General features: G+C 68.1%; 16 protein-coding genes. 12 read left to right on the top strand and 4 right to left on the bottom strand.

The window, feature by feature from the left end; translation table 11 throughout:
* Positions 1-139 precede the first annotated feature (139 nt).
* Entirely contained in the window at positions 140-1,150 is a 1,011-nt protein-coding gene (gene epmB / locus ACFWZ3_RS06510) for an EF-P beta-lysylation protein EpmB (RefSeq protein ID WP_439706926.1), read from the bottom strand.
* An 87-nt stretch (positions 1,151-1,237) separates the two neighbouring features.
* Between epmB and efp the strand changes: the two genes are divergently transcribed.
* From efp to folE2, 7 genes are all read left to right on the top strand, one after another.
* A complete protein-coding gene (efp, locus tag ACFWZ3_RS06505) occupies positions 1,238-1,807 on the top strand; it encodes an elongation factor P (RefSeq protein ID WP_209621144.1) in 570 nt (189 codons plus the stop codon).
* Between the two features lie 77 nt (positions 1,808-1,884).
* Complete coding sequence (locus ACFWZ3_RS06500; protein ID WP_439706925.1) at positions 1,885-3,216, top strand: TRZ/ATZ family hydrolase; 1,332 nt, start codon at positions 1,885-1,887, stop codon at positions 3,214-3,216.
* A gap of 9 nt (positions 3,217-3,225) precedes the next feature.
* Positions 3,226-3,480, top strand: a complete 255-nt coding sequence (locus ACFWZ3_RS06495; RefSeq protein WP_439706924.1) for a YciI family protein — start codon at positions 3,226-3,228, stop codon at positions 3,478-3,480.
* A 114-nt stretch (positions 3,481-3,594) separates the two neighbouring features.
* The gene (ubiG, locus tag ACFWZ3_RS06490) at positions 3,595-4,305 is read left to right on the top strand and encodes a bifunctional 2-polyprenyl-6-hydroxyphenol methylase/3-demethylubiquinol 3-O-methyltransferase UbiG (protein WP_439706923.1); all 711 of its coding nucleotides are present in this window, start codon (positions 3,595-3,597) and stop codon (positions 4,303-4,305) included.
* Positions 4,302-4,982 carry a phosphoglycolate phosphatase gene (gene gph, locus ACFWZ3_RS06485; protein ID WP_439706922.1) on the top strand — a complete coding sequence of 227 codons (681 nt, stop codon included), beginning with the start codon at positions 4,302-4,304 and terminating at the stop codon, positions 4,980-4,982. The genes ubiG and gph overlap by 4 nt, the downstream gene beginning before the upstream one ends.
* Complete coding sequence (locus ACFWZ3_RS06480; protein WP_439706921.1) at positions 4,982-5,830, top strand: squalene/phytoene synthase family protein; 849 nt, start codon at positions 4,982-4,984, stop codon at positions 5,828-5,830. Before gph ends, ACFWZ3_RS06480 begins: the two co-directional genes overlap by 1 nt.
* A gap of 124 nt (positions 5,831-5,954) precedes the next feature.
* Positions 5,955-6,902, top strand: a complete 948-nt coding sequence (gene folE2, locus ACFWZ3_RS06475; protein WP_439706920.1) for a GTP cyclohydrolase FolE2 — start codon at positions 5,955-5,957, stop codon at positions 6,900-6,902.
* A gap of 36 nt (positions 6,903-6,938) precedes the next feature.
* Here folE2 and yidD read toward each other — a convergent pair whose 3' ends face one another.
* Positions 6,939-7,190: a membrane protein insertion efficiency factor YidD gene (yidD, locus tag ACFWZ3_RS06470; protein ID WP_439706919.1), complete on the bottom strand. Its 252-nt coding sequence runs from the start codon at positions 7,188-7,190 to the stop codon at positions 6,939-6,941.
* Between the two features lie 124 nt (positions 7,191-7,314).
* Between yidD and dksA the strand changes: the two genes are divergently transcribed.
* The gene (dksA, locus tag ACFWZ3_RS06465) at positions 7,315-8,562 is read left to right on the top strand and encodes an RNA polymerase-binding protein DksA (RefSeq protein WP_439706918.1); all 1,248 of its coding nucleotides are present in this window, start codon (positions 7,315-7,317) and stop codon (positions 8,560-8,562) included.
* Between the two features lie 302 nt (positions 8,563-8,864).
* On the opposite strand, the gene ACFWZ3_RS06460 is transcribed toward dksA, so the two are convergent.
* Together ACFWZ3_RS06460 and cysS are read right to left on the bottom strand one after the other, a co-directional pair.
* Entirely contained in the window at positions 8,865-9,293 is a 429-nt protein-coding gene (locus tag ACFWZ3_RS06460; protein WP_439706917.1) for a SufE family protein, read from the bottom strand.
* Between the two features lie 126 nt (positions 9,294-9,419).
* Positions 9,420-10,787: a cysteine--tRNA ligase gene (gene cysS / locus ACFWZ3_RS06455; protein ID WP_439706916.1), complete on the bottom strand. Its 1,368-nt coding sequence runs from the start codon at positions 10,785-10,787 to the stop codon at positions 9,420-9,422.
* 261 nt (positions 10,788-11,048) lie between these two features.
* Here cysS and ACFWZ3_RS06450 point away from each other — a divergent pair, with 261 nt between their 5' ends.
* The 4 genes from ACFWZ3_RS06450 to ACFWZ3_RS06435 all read left to right on the top strand — a co-directional run bounded on the left by ACFWZ3_RS06450 (position 11,049) and on the right by ACFWZ3_RS06435 (position 15,413).
* Positions 11,049-11,585 (top strand): glycine zipper 2TM domain-containing protein, encoded by a 537-nt coding sequence (locus tag ACFWZ3_RS06450; protein ID WP_439706915.1) that lies wholly within the window; start codon positions 11,049-11,051, stop codon positions 11,583-11,585.
* A 420-nt stretch (positions 11,586-12,005) separates the two neighbouring features.
* Complete coding sequence (locus tag ACFWZ3_RS06445) at positions 12,006-13,010, top strand: N-acetylornithine carbamoyltransferase (protein ID WP_439706914.1); 1,005 nt, start codon at positions 12,006-12,008, stop codon at positions 13,008-13,010.
* A 23-nt stretch (positions 13,011-13,033) separates the two neighbouring features.
* Complete coding sequence (locus tag ACFWZ3_RS06440) at positions 13,034-14,239, top strand: argininosuccinate synthase (RefSeq protein ID WP_439706913.1); 1,206 nt, start codon at positions 13,034-13,036, stop codon at positions 14,237-14,239.
* Positions 14,240-14,297: 58 nt separating this feature from the next.
* The gene (locus ACFWZ3_RS06435) at positions 14,298-15,413 is read left to right on the top strand and encodes an acetylornithine deacetylase (protein ID WP_439706912.1); all 1,116 of its coding nucleotides are present in this window, start codon (positions 14,298-14,300) and stop codon (positions 15,411-15,413) included.
* Positions 15,414-15,541 lie beyond the last annotated feature (128 nt).

Here is a 15,541-nt window from a genome sequence, read left to right as displayed (position 1 = left end):
GGCGCCCCTCGCCGCGACCGGAAGGCGAGCCGGTTCCAGCCGTTCACCTTCCATCCACGGTTTGTAACGGATTCCCCCACAGAGCGCCAGCGGCAACTCGCACAAAGGCAACGCCCGCCTCATCCGGCGGGCCGCATTGTCACAGTGGGCGCTTGGAAGCGTCCCCGGCGACCTCGCGCACCAGCCGAGGTACCAGGTAGCCGGGAAGGTGCTGGCGCAGGTCCTCGACCAGGGCCAGGGCGCGCGCGTCGTCCACTTCGAAATGGGCCGCGCCCTGCACGCGGTCGAGCTGGTGCAGGTAGTAGGGCAGCACGCCGGCGGCGAAAAGCCGCTCGGACAGCGCGGCCAGCGAAGCGGGCGCGTCATTGACCCCGCGCAGCAGCACGGACTGGTTGAGCAGCGTGGCACCGGCCTGGCGCAGGGCCGCACAGGCGGCGTCCACGCCGGCGTCGAACTCGTTGGCATGGTTGGCGTGCAGCACCACGACCTTCTGCAGCGGCAGAGCCTCCAGCCAGGCCAGGAATGGCCCGTCGATGCGCTCGGGCAGCACCACCGGCAGGCGGGTGTGGATACGCAGGCGGGTCACCTGGGGCAGGTCGGCCAGGCCACGGCCGAGCTCTTCCAGCTTCGAGGTCGCCAGGGCGAGCGGGTCGCCGCCGGACAGGATCAGCTCACTGATCGACGCATCGTCCTTGAGATGGGCCAGCGCCTGCTTCCATTGCCCGGCTGCGGCGATCTCCTCGCCATAAGGGAAGTGCCGGCGGAAGCAGTAGCGGCAGTTGATCGCGCAACTGCCACTGGCGATCAGCAGCGCGCGGCCGTGGTACTTGTGCAGCACGCCCTGCGCCTCGCGCGCGGCCAGGTCGCCCACGGCGTCCGGGACGAAACCGGGCACATGGTCCAGTTCGGCCAGTTGCGGCAACACCTGCAGCAACAACGGGTCGCGAGCATCACCCTGGCGCATGCGCGCCACGAAACCCCGCGGCACCCGCAGCGCGAAGCCGGCATCGGCCGGCGGCAGCCGATCGGCCAGGTGCGCGAGTCCCACGACATCGAGCAACTCGCCGGCGTCGGTGATCGCGTCCCGCCACAGCTCGCGCCAGTCGGGCAGGGTCGGCGATAGGCGGGCGGCGGGGCTTGCGGTTATCATGGTGGGCCTTGAGGCGGGCTTCGGGCCCGTGCAAACCCCTATTTTAGCCGCCGGAACGGCGGTGTTTACCTCTGGAGCAGAAAGCGCATGGCGACCGCCGGTCTCAACGACGTCAAGAAGGGTATGAAGATCCTTCACAACAACGATCCGTGGGTCATCACCGACGCCGACTTCATCAAGCCCGGCAAAGGCCAGGCGTTCACCCGCATCTTCATCCGCAACCTGAAGACGGGCCGCACCACCGAACAGACGATGAAGTCGTCCGACTCCTTCGAGGTCGCCGACGTCACCGATACCGACATGCAGTTCCTCTACTCCGACGGCGAGTTCTGGCACTTCATGCAGCAGGAGAGCTTCGAGCAGCACCAGGCCACGAAGGCGGGCGTGGGTGACGCGGCGAAGTGGCTCAAGGGCGAGGAAGAGTGCGTGGTCACGCTGTTCAACGGCGAGATCATCACCGTGCAGGCACCGAACTTCGTCGAGCTGAAGATCACCGAGACCGACCCGGGCGTCCGCGGTGACACCTCCGGCGGCGGCGGCAAGCCGGCCACGCTGGAAACCGGCGCCGTGGTGCGCGTGCCGCTGTTCGTGGGCACCGACGAGGTGATCAAGGTCGACACCCGCACCGGCGAATACGTCAGCCGCGTCGGCAAGTAAGCGCCGCTGCAGCAAACCCGACGGCACGGCAGCGCAGGCGCCGTGCCGTTTTCGTTCCACCGCTACACGAGACCGCGATGACTGAAGCCACCTCCGAGATCGACCTCCTCATCGAAGCCCGCTGGGTGGTTCCCGTCGAGCCGCATGCGGTCGTGCTGGAGCACCACGCGGTCGCGATCGACGGCGGCGAGATCAAGGCGGTCCTGCCGACTGCCCAGGCGCGCGAGGCTTACGCGCCGCGCGAGCGGGTGGAGCTGCCTGAGCACGCGCTGATCCCCGGCCTGGTCAACAGCCACACGCACAACCCCATGACGCTGCTGCGCGGCCTGGCAGACGACCTGCCGCTGATGACCTGGCTGCAACAGCACATCTGGCCGGCCGAAGCGAAGGTGATCGGGCCGGAGTTCGTGCGCGACGGCGTCGAGCTCGCGGTCGCCGAGATGTTGCGCGGCGGCACCACCTGCGCCAACGAGAACTACTTCTTCCCCGACGTGATCGGCGCGACCTACCGGCGGCTGGGTTTCCGCGCCGTGGTCGGCCTGCCGGTGATCGAGTTCCCGACCGCCTGGGCCAAGAGCCAGGACGAATATTTCGAACGCGGCGGCGAAGTGCACGACAGCTTCCGGGGCGACGGGCTGGTCGGTACGGCCTTCGCGCCGCATGCGCCTTATACGGTGTCGGACGAGAGTTTCGAGCGCATCCGCATGCTGGCCGACCAGCTCGACATCCCCGTCCACCTGCATCTGCACGAGACCGCGCACGAGGTCGAGGAAGAGAAGAAGAAATCCGGACTGCGCCCGTTCCAGCGCCTGCAGAAGCTGGGCCTGGTCAACGATCGCTTGATCGCCGTGCACATGACCCAGCTCACCGAGGGCGAGATCGCCGCCTGCGCGGAAGCGGGCGTGTCGGTGGTGCATTGCCCCGAATCCAACCTCAAGCTCGCCTCCGGCTTCTGTCCGGCGGAGAAACTGCGACGTGCTGGCGTGAACGTGGCGATTGGCACCGACGGCTGTGCCTCGAACAACGACCTGGACATGGTCGGCGAGATGCGCACCGCGGCGCTGCTCGCCAAGGCGGTCGCCTCCGACGCGGCGGCATTCGATGCGGCATACGCTCTGCGTGCGGCCACGCTCAATGGCGCCAAGGCCATGGGCCTGGACGCCCGCATCGGCTCGATCGAGCCGGGCAAGCAGGCCGATCTCGCTGCCGTGCGGCTGAGCGACATCGAGACGCAGCCGCTGTTCCACGTTGCCTCGCAGCTGGCCTATGCCGCCGGGCGCCACCAGGTGACCGACGTGTGGATCGCCGGGCGCCGCAAGCTGGCGGCGCGTGAACTGGTCGACCTCGATCCGGCGGCGATCCTGGCCAAGGCACATGCCTGGCGCGAGCGCATCGCCGCGTTTTCGTAAGGAGCCCGCGTGAACCTCTATCTCGTCATGGTCATGCGCCGCCCGCAGTTCGACCCGGCGGTGGTGCCGGCGCACCAGCGCTTCCTCGACGAACTGCGCACGCAAGGTCGCGTGGAGCGTTCGGGCCCGTTCGGCGACAAGTCCGGCGGCGCCTACCTGCTGCGCGCGACGGACCTGGCCGAGGCGCAGGCCATCGCCCATCGCGACCCGACCCACGTCAGCGGCGGTTGGGATGTGACGGTGTACGAATGGCAGGCCCACTAGCCGCCCCTCACCCGTAGCAGCCCGCTTGCGGGCGATGCCCTGGTTGAAGGCGCATCGAAAGCGCATCGCCCGCAAGCGAGCTCCTAAAAAGTCTGCGCACGTAAGGACCGCTCCATGACCGACACCACCACCAACGTCAGCCCCGACGAAATCGCCCGCTTCGACAAGCTGGCCGCCCGCTGGTGGGATCCGGACGGTGAATCCCGCCCGCTGCACGACCTCAACCCCGTGCGCGCCGCCTACGTCGCTGCCCGCGTGGACCTGCGCGACGCGAAGGTGGCCGACGTCGGCTGCGGTGGCGGCCTGCTCAGCGAGGCGCTGGCCCGCAACGGCGCGAGGGTCACCGGCATCGACCTGGGCGAGAAAGTCATCGAGGTGGCGAAGCTGCACTTGTTCGAGTCCGGGCTCCAGGTCGACTACCGCCTGCAATCCTCCGCCGCACTCGCCGCCGGCGAGCCTGAAAGCTTCGACGCGGTCTGCTGCATGGAGCTGATCGAGCACGTGCCCGACCCGGTCGCGCTGGTGAACGACCTGGCCGGGATGCTCAAGCCCGGCGCGCGCCTGTTCATGTCCACCCTCAACCGTACACCGGCCGCGTTCGGCGCGGCGATCCTCGGCGCGGAGTACGTGATGCGCCTGCTGCCGCGCGGCACCCATCACTACGCGCAATTCCTCAAACCCTCCGAGCTGGGCCGCCTGCTGCGCCATGCCGGGCTGGAGCTGGAGGACGTCTCCGGGCTGGCCTACAACCCGCTCACGCGCAAGGCCTCGTTGAGCCGCATCACCGCGGTCAACTACCTGTTGTGCGCGCGCAAGCCGGCATGAAGCCGCTGCCGAACATCATCGAAGGCGTGCTGTTCGATCTCGACGGCACGCTGCTCGACAGTGCTCCGGACCTCTACGCTGCGCTCGAGCGCCAGTGCGAGGAAGAGGGCGCGCCGGCGCCACCCTACGCGCCGGTGCGCGAGGTAGTCTCGCGTGGCGCGCGGGCGGTATTGCGCTGCGCCTTCGGCCACCTCGGCGAGCCCGCGGTGGAGGCGCGCGTGGAGCGCTACCTGGCGCTGTACGAAGAAGTCATGGGCCAGGCCACGCACCCGTTCGAGGGCATCGAGCCGATGCTTGCCCAACTCGACGCCGCCGGCGTGCGCTGGGGCATCGTCACCAACAAGGCCGGGTTCCTCACCAATGAACTGCTCAGGCGGATCGGCTGGGACGGCCGCGCGGCGGCGGTGGTCAGTGGCGACACCCTGCCGGTGAAGAAGCCCGACCCGGCGCCCGTGCGCCTGGCCTGCGCGCGCGCGGGCATCGATCCGGCACGCAGCCTGTTCGTCGGCGACGACCGCCGCGACGTCATGGCCGGTGCCGCCGCCGGGCTCTACACCGTCGCGGTGGCCTGGGGTTACCTCGACGGCGGCGATCCGCGCGAATGGAACGCCGACGCCGTGCTGGACACGCCTGCGGAGTTCGCCCAATGGCTGCGCCGCGGCCAGGCGGTGGCGTGATGGACGCCAGCCACGACGCCCTGCAGAGCTACGTGGACAAATGGCTGGCCGCGCAGCCGGCGCAACGCGTGGCGCTGGCCTTCGTCGATCCCGTGCGCCACCCCGGCCATATCGCGCTGGCCGCCTTGGAGCAGGAACTGCTCGCCGCCGCCTACGGCATCCGCGAGCCGCACGTGGCCGCCACCAAGCTCAACTGGTGGGCGGAGGAACTGGCCAACGCCCCCGAAACGGGCGGACGCCATCCGCTGACCCAGGTGCTGTTCGACGATGAACGTGCCGCACGCATGGGCAGCGAGCGCTGGTTGGCCCCGGTGTTGGCGGCGATGGCCCAGTTGGAAGAGGGTACCGCGCCCGACTTCGGCGCCCAGCTGACGGCCGCCTCGCAGTTGCATGGTGCGCTGGCTGCGCTGGAGACGGCCTGGTGGTTCGGCGAAGCGGCCTCACCCGAACGTGCGGCCCGACTTGCGGCATTGGGCCACCTGCTGCATGCGCTGCGACGCCTGGATGACGATGTCGAACGCGACCGGTTGCCGTTGCCGATGGCGTCGCTGGCGCGCCATGGTCTGAGTCGCGACCAGTTGCGCCGCGCCGGCACCGCACGCAACGCGGCCGTGCGCGACCAGTTGGGCGAGCTCGCGGCCAGCTGGCGCGAAGCGTCACGATTGCCGGGCCCGCTCAGCGTGTTCCGCGCGATCGAGTCGCGCGAGGGAGAGCGCCTGACCCAATACGCGGCCGGCGCCCCCGAGCCGCTGCTGGCCCTGCAGCGCGCCCGTCCCTCCGGTGGCCTGGCGACGACATGGGCCGCCTGGCAGGCCGCGCGACGCTGGCGCCGCGCGGACGCCGCCTGACCCAACCGCGGGCGGGGTCGTTATGCACTCAACACAGTGTTTCCGCAGCATGCCTGTTGCCCCCGCGCGCGCTGCCCCAAAATAGAAAGCCGCAAGGCGCCCCCGCCTGCCGCAAGGACAACCCATGCACAGCCACGAAAACACCGCCCGCCTGCTGCCCGACGTCGCCGTCCAGGCGCAGCCGCACCTGGCGGGTGCGCTGGACTGGGTAGGCATGGACGGCATCGAGGTGCCGGTGCGCTTCGACGCGGGCGACGGCAGCGTGGAGCGCGCCAGCGCGCAGGTGGGCGCCTTCGTCAACCTGACCCGCCCGGACAAGCGCGGCATTCACATGTCGCGCCTCTACCTGCTGGTCGACCGGCACCTGAGCGCCAACCCGCTGGACGCGGCGGTGATCGAAGCGCTGCTGCGCGCGTTCCTGGAATCCCATAAGGACCTTTCCGATCGCGCCCGCATCAGCATCCGTTTCGACCACCTGGTCCGCCGGCCCGCATTGCGCAGCGACAACAGCGGCTGGCGTGCCTACCCGGTGTCGATCGAGGCGAGTCTTTCGCCCGAGGGTTTCCAGCTCGAGCTGGGGACCGAGGTGGTCTACTCCTCGACCTGTCCGGCCTCCGCCGCGCTGTCGCGCCAGATGATCCAGGAACAGTTCGCGCGCGACTTCGACGCCGCGCAACCGCTCGATCACGCGGCCGTGCTGGCCTGGCTGGGCAGCGAGCAGGGCATCGTCGCCACGCCGCATGCGCAGCGCAGCGTGGCCCGCTTGCTGGTGCGCCTGGCCGATGGTGTGGGCTTCAATCTGATTTCGACGCTGGACCGCGTCGAGCAGGCGCTCGGCACGCCGGTGCAGACCGCGGTCAAACGCGAGGACGAACAGGCCTTCGCGCTGGCCAACGGCGGCAACCTGATGTTCTGCGAGGATGCCGCCAGACGCATCCAGAAGGCGCTCGACGCCGACCCGCGCATCGCCGACTTCCACGTGCGCCTGGAACACCAGGAAAGCCTGCACCCGCACGATGCGGTGGCCTACGCCAGCAAGGGCGTGCCCGGCGGCTACGGCTCGGCGGCGTAACCGGTTCCACTCCCGCAGGCCGGGCGCTCGCCGGCGTCAGCGCTCCTCGCGGGACCGGCACCGGGCCAAATGGAAGTGATCCGGCACCGGATCGACGCCCCCGGCACATAGCGGCTGGCAACGCAGGATGCGCCACAGCGCCATCACGCTGCCACGCAGGGGGCCGAAGCGCACGATGGCAATCCGTGCATAATCGGAACAGCTGGGGTGGAAGCGGCAACGCTGACCCAGCAGGGGGCTCAGCAAGCGTTTGTACGCGCCAAGCAGGAGGAGCAGGAATCGGGTCACTTTCGTTCACGCAGCCCAAACGGCTCGCGGCATGTAGTGGCTCGAAGTATTCCAGATGCCTGTTGATGGTGTAAGACGCATGGGCTATAACACCCGGCCGCCACGGCCAAAACGGTGAAGGGATATGGCGAAAACGACGCGTAGTTCGACCGCCGCCAAGGCGCAGAAAGGGAAGGCTGCGGGCAAGGCGAAAGAAGCCAAGACGAGCAAGCCCAAGGTCGCTGCTGCCAGTGCCCGGACCGGCAAGAGCGCAACCGCCAAAAAGGCTGCGCCCGCCCGCAAGCCGGCCGCCAAACAGGCGTCGGTGAAGAAGCCCGTTGCGCGCAAGCCGGTCGCCGGCAAGGCGGCTGCGAAGCCGGCTGCCAAGTCCGCCAGCAAGACCGTGGCAAAGAAGGTTCCGGCCAGGAAGGCGCCTGCTGCCAAGGCCCCGGCCGGGAAGCAGGCTGCCCGCAAGCCTGCTCCGACGGTGAAGAAGGCCTCGTCCGCCAGCAAGGCCAAGCCGCAATCGAAGGCCGCGGCCAGCAAGGTTGCCAAGCCGCAGCCTAAGGCGGCGCCGAAGAAAGCGGTGAAGCCGGCAGCCAAGGCTATTCCGAAGAAGGCGGCGCCCGCCAAGCCGGTGACGAAGGCTGCGAAGAAGGTCGCCTCCAAGCCGGCCAGCACTCCCAAGCCGTACAAGATCGTCAGCAAACCGGAAGCCAAGCCGTCCAAGCCCTCGGCCGCGCGACCCGCGGCACCGACCGTCGCGGTCAAGCAAACATCTCCATCACCCGCCGTTGCGCCCATGAAGGGCAAAGTGGCGAGTGCCGTCGCTATGGTGACCCCACGCGTGGCCACGGCCACCGCCCGCCATACCCCACTCAAGAAACAGAAGACCCCGCAGTCCTCAATGAATAATTCCGTTACAACTCTCGACAATGGCGTGACCCGCGAGGATGGCCGTTACGCCCTGCCTTCCACCATCAATATCGACCTGCCCAAGGGTTACCGTCCCTCGAACGACGAGGAGTACATGAGCCCGAAGCACCTCGCCTACTTCCGCAACAAGCTGCGGGACTGGCGCGACCAGCTGGTCGAGGAATCGCGCCAGACGATGGAGAACCTGCGTGACGAGGTGCGCGACGTCGGCGATGAAGCCGAGCGTGCGACCCGCGAAACGGAGAACTCGCTCGAGCTGCGTACCCGCGACCGCTACCGCAAGCTGATTTCCAAGATCGACAAGGCGCTGCGCCGGATCGAGGAGGGCCGCTACGGTTACTGCGAGGAAACCGACGAGGAGATCGGCCTGGAGCGCCTGGACGCCCGCCCGATCGCCACGCTGTCGCTCGACGCGCAGGAACGTCGCGAGCATCTGCAGAAGCAGATGGGCGACTGAGGTCGGCGATCCGATCGAAGCGAAGCCCCGCGTCATGCGGGGCTTCGTGTTTCAGGAGGACAGAATCCCGTGTAGGAGCGCACCTGTGCGCGACCGTCGTGCGTCGCGGGGGCGCCCCCGGGGGCGCCCCCCGGGAGTTCGACCTTACCTGCCGCCTGGACGTGCGGAACCCCGTCGAGGTCTGGAAAGGGAACCCTGCGCGGCTACTCTCGGGCAGGAAGGTTGCTTGTAGGAGCGCACCTGTGCGCGACCGCCATGTCTCCCGGTCGCGCACAGGGTGCGCTCCTACAGGGAACGTCGTATCAAGCCAGCGCCTGTGCCGCGTAACCCTTGAGCTTGGCCAGCATGGCGGTCAGACCATTGGAACGGGTCGGCGAGAGGTGCTTCGCCAGCCCGATCGACTGCACGAACGCTGGCTCCGTCGTGACGATCTCGGCCGCGGGACGATCGGAATACACGCGCAGGACCAGGGCAATAAGCCCGGAGACGATCGCCGAGTCGCTGGTCGCCACGAAGTGCATCTTGGCCGCGTCGCCGCTGGGCACCAGCCACACCATCGACTGGCAGCCGTGCACGCGGTGCTCCTCGGTCTTGCACTCCTCGGGGAAGGGCGGCAACTGCTTGCCCAGGTCGATCAGGTATTGGTAGCGCTCGGACCAGTCGCCGAAGAAGGCGAATTCCTCGGCAATGTCCTGCTGCGCCTGCTCGGCGCTGGGGGCGGCGGTATTCATGCGGGCATTATCGCGCAGCGCGACCACGCGGTCGAAGCCATGCCTACGTAGGAGCCCGCTTGCGGGCGATGCTTCTCTCGGGTCCACCGAAAAGCATCGCCCGCAAGCGGGCTCCTACAAGGGGTGTTAGCCCTTGGAGATGCTCCAGCGCGTGCCCTGCGCGCCGTCTTCGATCGCCACGCCCATGTCGGCCAGCTCGTTGCGGATGGCGTCGGCGCGAGCGAAGTCGCGGGCCGCGCGGGCAGAGCGGCGCTCCTCCAGCAAGGCTTCGACGCGGGCTGCATCCACGACATCGTCGCCGGGCTTGAACCATGCCTCCGGCTCCTGCTGGAGCAGGCCGAGCAGCGCGCCACCGCCGAGCAGCGCAGCCTTGGCGTCGGCACTGCCGTTCTGCCGCGCCGCGTCGGCGAGCAGGGCCAGTTCGGCCAGCGCCTGCGGGGTGTTGAGGTCATCGCATAGCGCCGCTTCCACCCGCACGGGTACCGGCAGCTCGCCCTCGACGCGCACGTCGGCCAGGTCGCGCAGCACGCGGTACCAGCCGTCCAGCGTACTCACTGCCTGCGTGAGCGCGGCGTCGGACCAGTCCAGCGGCTGCCGGTAATGGCCGCGCAGCAGCAACAGGCGCAGCGCCTCGGGCGGGTGACGCTTGAGCAGTTCGTGCACCAGCAGCACGTTGCCCAGCGACTTGGACATCTTGCGCCCGTCGAAGGTGAGCATGCCGTTGTGCAGCCACCAGCGCGCGAACACCTCGCCGCCATGGGCGCAGGTGGACTGGGCGATCTCGTTCTCGTGGTGCGGGAAGGTCAGATCCACGCCACCGGCATGGATGTCGATCGTCGTGCCCAGGTGCGCCGCGCTCATCGCGGAGCATTCGATGTGCCAGCCCGGGCGGCCGCGGCCCCACGGGCTGTCCCAGCCGGGCAGCTCCGGCGTGGAGGGCTTCCACAGCACGAAATCGGTCGGGTTCTTCTTGTACGGTGCCACCTCGACACGCGCGCCGGCGATCAGCTCGTCCGTATCGCGGCCGGAGAGCTGGCCGTAGGCGGCATAGGTGCCGACGTCGAACAGCACGTGTCCCTCGGCCGCGTAGGCGTGGCCGTTGGCGATCAGCGTTTCAATCATGGCGATGATCTCGCCGATATGCGCCGTGGCGTGCGGCTCGATGTCCGGCGGCGCGATACCCAGTGCCGCCATGTCCTCACGGTAGGCAGCCGTGAAGCGGTCGGTGATCGTGCCGATCGGCGTGCCCTGGGCCAGCGCCGCGGCGTTGATCTTGTCGTCCACGTCGGTGATGTTGCGGGCGTAGACCACGTGCGGGTAATGCCGCCGCAGCAGCCGCACCAGAACGTCGAATACCACCGGGCCGCGTGCATTGCCGATATGCACGTAGTTGTAGACCGTCGGCCCGCACAGATACATGGTCACCCGCTGCGGATCGAGCGGCACGAAGGTGTCGGTGCGGCGGGTAAGGCTGTTGTAGAGGGTGATCGGCATCGGACGTGTCGGTGGCGCAGCCAAGCCGCGCATCTTAGCAGGCCCCACCCATGGCCCCTTTCCCCTCCGGGGAGAGAAAGTTGGAGGGCCGGGGTTCGCGGGGAAAAATCGGACGAGCGGGGCTTTTCCCGGGAAACCGACAGACGCTGAACGGACCCGACACCCCCGGTCATCCTCCGGAGGCTCTAAGCGTTGATTCAGCGTGAATTTGTTGCAATGACAATCGCGCAGAAGCGCTTTTCGGACCATGCTGGAGGTCCCATGAACAAGATGTTGCTCCCTGTCCTCGCGCTCGTCCTCGCCACCGGCGTCGTGCAGGCGCAGGACGGTCGTTACGCCGAAGGCGACGATGCCAACACGCACTACGGCTGGGCCGACGTGTTGCGGGTCGATCCGGTGTACGGCGTCGCCCGCACCGAAGTACCGCGGCAGGAGTGCTACGACGAGCCGGTCGTGCGTCGCGAGGGCGGCGGCAATACCACCGCCGGGACCGTGCTGGGCGCGGTGATCGGCGGCGTGCTCGGCAACACCGTCGGCAAGGGCGATGGCCGCAAGGCGGCCACGGTCGCCGGCGCGGTGGCCGGCGGCGCGGTCGGCCACGGCGTGGCCGGTCGGGGCGGGCGAGAGTACGACGACACGGTCACCCGCTGCCGTCAGGTCAGCTCGGTCAGCGAGCAGCGCCGCCTGATGGGCTACGACGTCGAATACCGCTATCACGGCGACGTCTACGTCTCGCGCCTGAACTACGATCCCGGCGAGCGGCTGCGGGTACGCGTGAGCGTCGCCCCGGCCGAGTGACGGGGTGTTCGCCGCGAAACCGCCGCCTCCGGGCGGCGGTTTTTCGTTTTGGACGTCCGTTCGTATGGACGTCCAGAAAAAGTTGTTGCGCCGCCACAGGAATGCCGGCATGATGCCGGCTCCCTACCCGGAAGTCCCATGTCCGCAGCCGTCTACACCGCTACCGTGCTCACCAGCGCCCGCATGGCCGCTGGCATGACCTCGCGTGCGCGCCGACCGCTGGTCCGACATTCGGCCGGGTAGGCTGTCGCTGCACGCGCATCAAGCGCAACGACGAACAAACCCGGCCACCGCGCCGGGTTTTTTGTTGCATGGAACTCGTCGCGGTCCACCCCAGACCCAGTAGTTTGTGCGCAGGTCCATCTGCGCAGAAGCAAAAAGCGGCCATCCATGGCCGCACTCCTTAAAGGAGCTTCCAGCATGGCCCTTCGACACTTCCTCACCACCCAGGATTACAGCCGCGCAGAGATCGACGCCCTGCTGGACCAGGCTGCCGCATTCAAGCGTTCGCCGCGCGGCCAGCAGCTGGCCGGCAAGTCCATCGCGTTGCTGTTCTTCAATCCCTCGATGCGCACACGCACGAGCTTCGAGCTGGGCGCATTCCACCTCGGTGGCCACGCGATCGTGCTCTCGCCCGGCAAGGACGCGTGGCCGATCGAATTTGAGGCCGGCACCGTGATGGACGGTGAAGCGGAAGAGCACATCGCTGAGGTAGCGCGGGTGCTCAGCCGTTACGTCGACCTGATCGCCGTGCGCGCCTTCCCCAAGTTCCAGGACTGGGCGGTCGACCGCGAGGACCGCGTCATCAAGGCCTTCGCCCGCTACGCCACCGTGCCGGTGATCAACATGGAAACGATCACCCATCCCTGCCAGGAACTCGCACATGCGCTGGCACTGAGGGAACACCTGGGCGATCTGCAGAACAGGAAGTACGTCCTCACCTGGACCTACCATCCCAAGCCGCTGAACACGGCCGTCGCCAACTCGGCGCTGCTGATCGCCACCAAGCTCGGCATGGACGTGACCCTGTTGTGTCCGACGCCCGAGTACGTGCTGGACGAGCGCTACATGGAGGCCGGCCGGCAGAACGCCGCCCGCAACGGCGGCTCGCTGAAGGTCAGCCACGACATCGAGGAGGCCTACAGCGGCGCCCACGTGGTCTACGCCAAGAGCTGGGGCGCACTGCCGTACTTCGGCCGCTGGGAGCAGGAAAAGCCGATCCGCGAGGCGCACCGGCACTTCATGGTGGACGAGGCCAAGATGGCGCTCACCGACCATGGCCTGTTCAGCCATTGCCTGCCGTTGCGCCGCAACGTCAAGGCGACCGATGCGGTCATGGACGCCCCGTATTGCATCGCCATCGACGAAGCGGAAAACCGCCTGCACGTGCAGAAGGCCGTGATGGCCTCGCTGCTCGCTTCCTGACCGCCCGCCGAAAAGAGACAACCATGAGCCAGCAAGACATCGTCCTCGCCTTCTCCGGCGGCCTCGATACCAGCTTCTGCGTGCCCTACCTCAAGGAACAGGGGTGGAACGTGCACACCGTGTTCGCCGACACCGGCGGCGTGGACGCCGAGGAGCGCGCCTTCATCGAACACCGCGCACACGAGCTGGGCGTAACCAGCCACCGCACCGTCGACGGCGGCCCCGCCATCTGGAACGGTTTCGTCAAACCGTTCGTCTGGGCGGGCGAGGGTTACCAGGGCCAGTACCCGCTGCTGGTGTCCGATCGCTACCTGATCGTGGAAGCGGCGCTCGCGCGTTGCGCCGAACTGGGTACCCACGCCATCGCGCACGGCTGCACCGGCATGGGCAACGACCAGGTGCGCTTCGACCTGGCGGTGAAGGCGCTGGGCGATTACCGCATCGTGGCGCCGATCCGGGAAATCCAGAAGCAGCACACGCAGACGCGCGCCTACGAGCAGAAGTACCTGGGAGAGCGCGGCTTCGGCGTGCGCGCCAAGCAGCAGGCGTACACCATCAACGAGAACCTGCTCGGCGTGACCATGTCCGGCGGCGAGATCGACAAGTGGCAGGCGCCCGGCGAGGGAGCGCGCGGCTGGTGCAAGCCGCGCGCTCAATGGCCGTCCGAACCGCTGGCGGTGAAGCTCGGCTTCGAGCGCGGCGAGGCGGTGAGCCTCGACGGCGAGCGCCTGCCGGGGCATCAACTACTGGCCAAGCTCAATGCACTGTTCGCGCGCTATGGCGTGGGCCGCGGCATGTACACCGGCGACACTACCATCGGGCTCAAGGGACGGATCGTGTTCGAAGCGCCCGGCTTGATCGCGCTGCTGGCCGCGCACCGCGCGCTGGAGGAGGCGGTGCTTTCCAAGCAGCAGAACCGCTTCAAGCCCGAGGTGGCGCGCAAGTGGGTCGAGGTGGTCTACGAAGGCTTTTTCCACGATCCGCTGAAGACCGACCTGGAAGCCTTCCTGGCCTCGAGCCAGGCGACCGTCAACGGCTTCGTGACGCTGCAAACCCACGGCGGGACGGTCGAGGCGGTGGCGGTGGAGTCGCCGAACATCCTCAACGCCAAGGGCGCCACCTACGCGCAGTCGGCCGATTGGGGCGTGGAGGAGGCCGAGGGCTTCATCAAGCTGTTCGGCATGAGCTCGACGCTGTGGGCGGAAGTGAATCGGAGCGCGAAGGGATGAGCAACACGCTCGCCATCACTTCGCTCGGGGAAAGGGTTGGCCCTTGCGGGAGCACGGCATGAGCACGTTGCTGGATGCCACGCTGGACCACCTGCGCGCGCTGGTCGCCTTCGACACGCGCAACCCGCCGCGGGCCATCGGCACGGGCGGGATCTTCGACTACCTGCGTTCGCAGTTGCCCGACTTCGAGGTGACGTTGACCGATCATGGCGCCGGCGCCGTGACCCTGCATGCCGTGCGCGGCCAGCCCAGGCTGCTGTTCAACGTACATCTGGACACCGTGCCGGACTCGCCGGCGTGGAGCGCCGATCCGCACGAGCTCCGCATCGAGGGTGATCACGCGATCGGCCTGGGCGCTTGCGACATCAAGGGGGCGGCCGCGGCGCTGCTGGCGGTGGCAAAGGCCACCGACGGTCCGCTGGCGCTGCTGTTTTCCACCGACGAGGAAGCCAACGATGCGCGCTGCGTCGCCGGTTTCCTGCGCGCTTTCCCCGCGTTCCCGGCAAGCCCGTACGAAGCCGTGATCGTGGCCGAGCCCACGCGCGGCGAGGCGGTGCTGGCACACCGTGGCATCCAGTCGGTACTGATGCGCTTCGCAGGCCAGGCAGGCCATGCGTCGGGCGAGCAGAAGCCGACCGACAGCGCGCTGCACCAGGCGGTGCGCTGGGGTGCGGCGGCACTCGATTTCGTCGCCGCGCAGTCGCACGAACGCTTCGGTGGACTCACTGGACTGCGCTTCAACATCGGCCGCGTGGAAGGCGGCATCAAGGCCAACATGGTCGCACCGGCTGCCGAGGTGCGCTTCGGCTTCCGCCCGCTGCCGACCATGGAGCCCGGCCGCTTGCTCGAAGGTTTCCGCAGCCTGGGCGACGCGGCACCGGCGCACTTCGAGGAAACCTTCCGTGGCAACTCGTTGCCCGCTGGCGACACCTCGAGCGCTGAAGCGAGGCGCCTGGCGGCGCGTGACCTGGCGGACGAGCTGGAGATCCCCATCGGCAACGCGGTCGACTTCTGGACCGAGGCTGCGCTGTTTTCCGCCGCCGGTTACACGTCCTTCGTCTACGGACCGGGCGATATCGCGCAGGCGCACAGCGCCGACGAATGGGTCGCCCTGGACCAGCTCCAGCACTACGCAGAAACCCTCTACCGGATCGTCAGCCGTGGAAACGCATAGCGGAGTCTGTGGTCAGGGCTCAAATGATTCGCGTTGCGAGGCAACCCTTCGGGCAGGGGCTGTTTGCCCTCGGGCCTGCGTCATCGCTCGGTCATGTATCGACATACATTCCCTCTCTCTTCCTTGTC

Source organism: Frateuria sp. GZRR35 (genome assembly GCF_051900415.1).
Lineage (GTDB): Bacteria > Pseudomonadota > Gammaproteobacteria > Xanthomonadales > Rhodanobacteraceae > Frateuria_A.
Note: the sequence above shows the minus strand (reverse complement) of the source record. Positions and strands in the feature narration are given on the sequence as shown.

Coding starts and splice junctions, on each gene's coding strand:
- epmB (WP_439706926.1), bottom strand. CDS start 1,150: ATGATAACCGCAAGCCCCGCCGCCCGCCTATCGCCGACCCTGCCCGAC.
- efp (WP_209621144.1), top strand. CDS start 1,238: ATGGCGACCGCCGGTCTCAACGACGTCAAGAAGGGTATGAAGATCCTT.
- ACFWZ3_RS06500 (WP_439706925.1), top strand. CDS start 1,885: ATGACTGAAGCCACCTCCGAGATCGACCTCCTCATCGAAGCCCGCTGG.
- ubiG (WP_439706923.1), top strand. CDS start 3,595: ATGACCGACACCACCACCAACGTCAGCCCCGACGAAATCGCCCGCTTC.
- gph (WP_439706922.1), top strand. CDS start 4,302: ATGAAGCCGCTGCCGAACATCATCGAAGGCGTGCTGTTCGATCTCGAC.
- ACFWZ3_RS06480 (WP_439706921.1), top strand. CDS start 4,982: ATGGACGCCAGCCACGACGCCCTGCAGAGCTACGTGGACAAATGGCTG.
- folE2 (WP_439706920.1), top strand. CDS start 5,955: ATGCACAGCCACGAAAACACCGCCCGCCTGCTGCCCGACGTCGCCGTC.
- dksA (WP_439706918.1), top strand. CDS start 7,315: ATGGCGAAAACGACGCGTAGTTCGACCGCCGCCAAGGCGCAGAAAGGG.
- ACFWZ3_RS06460 (WP_439706917.1), bottom strand. CDS start 9,293: ATGAATACCGCCGCCCCCAGCGCCGAGCAGGCGCAGCAGGACATTGCC.
- cysS (WP_439706916.1), bottom strand. CDS start 10,787: ATGCCGATCACCCTCTACAACAGCCTTACCCGCCGCACCGACACCTTC.
- ACFWZ3_RS06450 (WP_439706915.1), top strand. CDS start 11,049: ATGAACAAGATGTTGCTCCCTGTCCTCGCGCTCGTCCTCGCCACCGGC.
- ACFWZ3_RS06445 (WP_439706914.1), top strand. CDS start 12,006: ATGGCCCTTCGACACTTCCTCACCACCCAGGATTACAGCCGCGCAGAG.
- ACFWZ3_RS06440 (WP_439706913.1), top strand. CDS start 13,034: ATGAGCCAGCAAGACATCGTCCTCGCCTTCTCCGGCGGCCTCGATACC.
- ACFWZ3_RS06435 (WP_439706912.1), top strand. CDS start 14,298: ATGAGCACGTTGCTGGATGCCACGCTGGACCACCTGCGCGCGCTGGTC.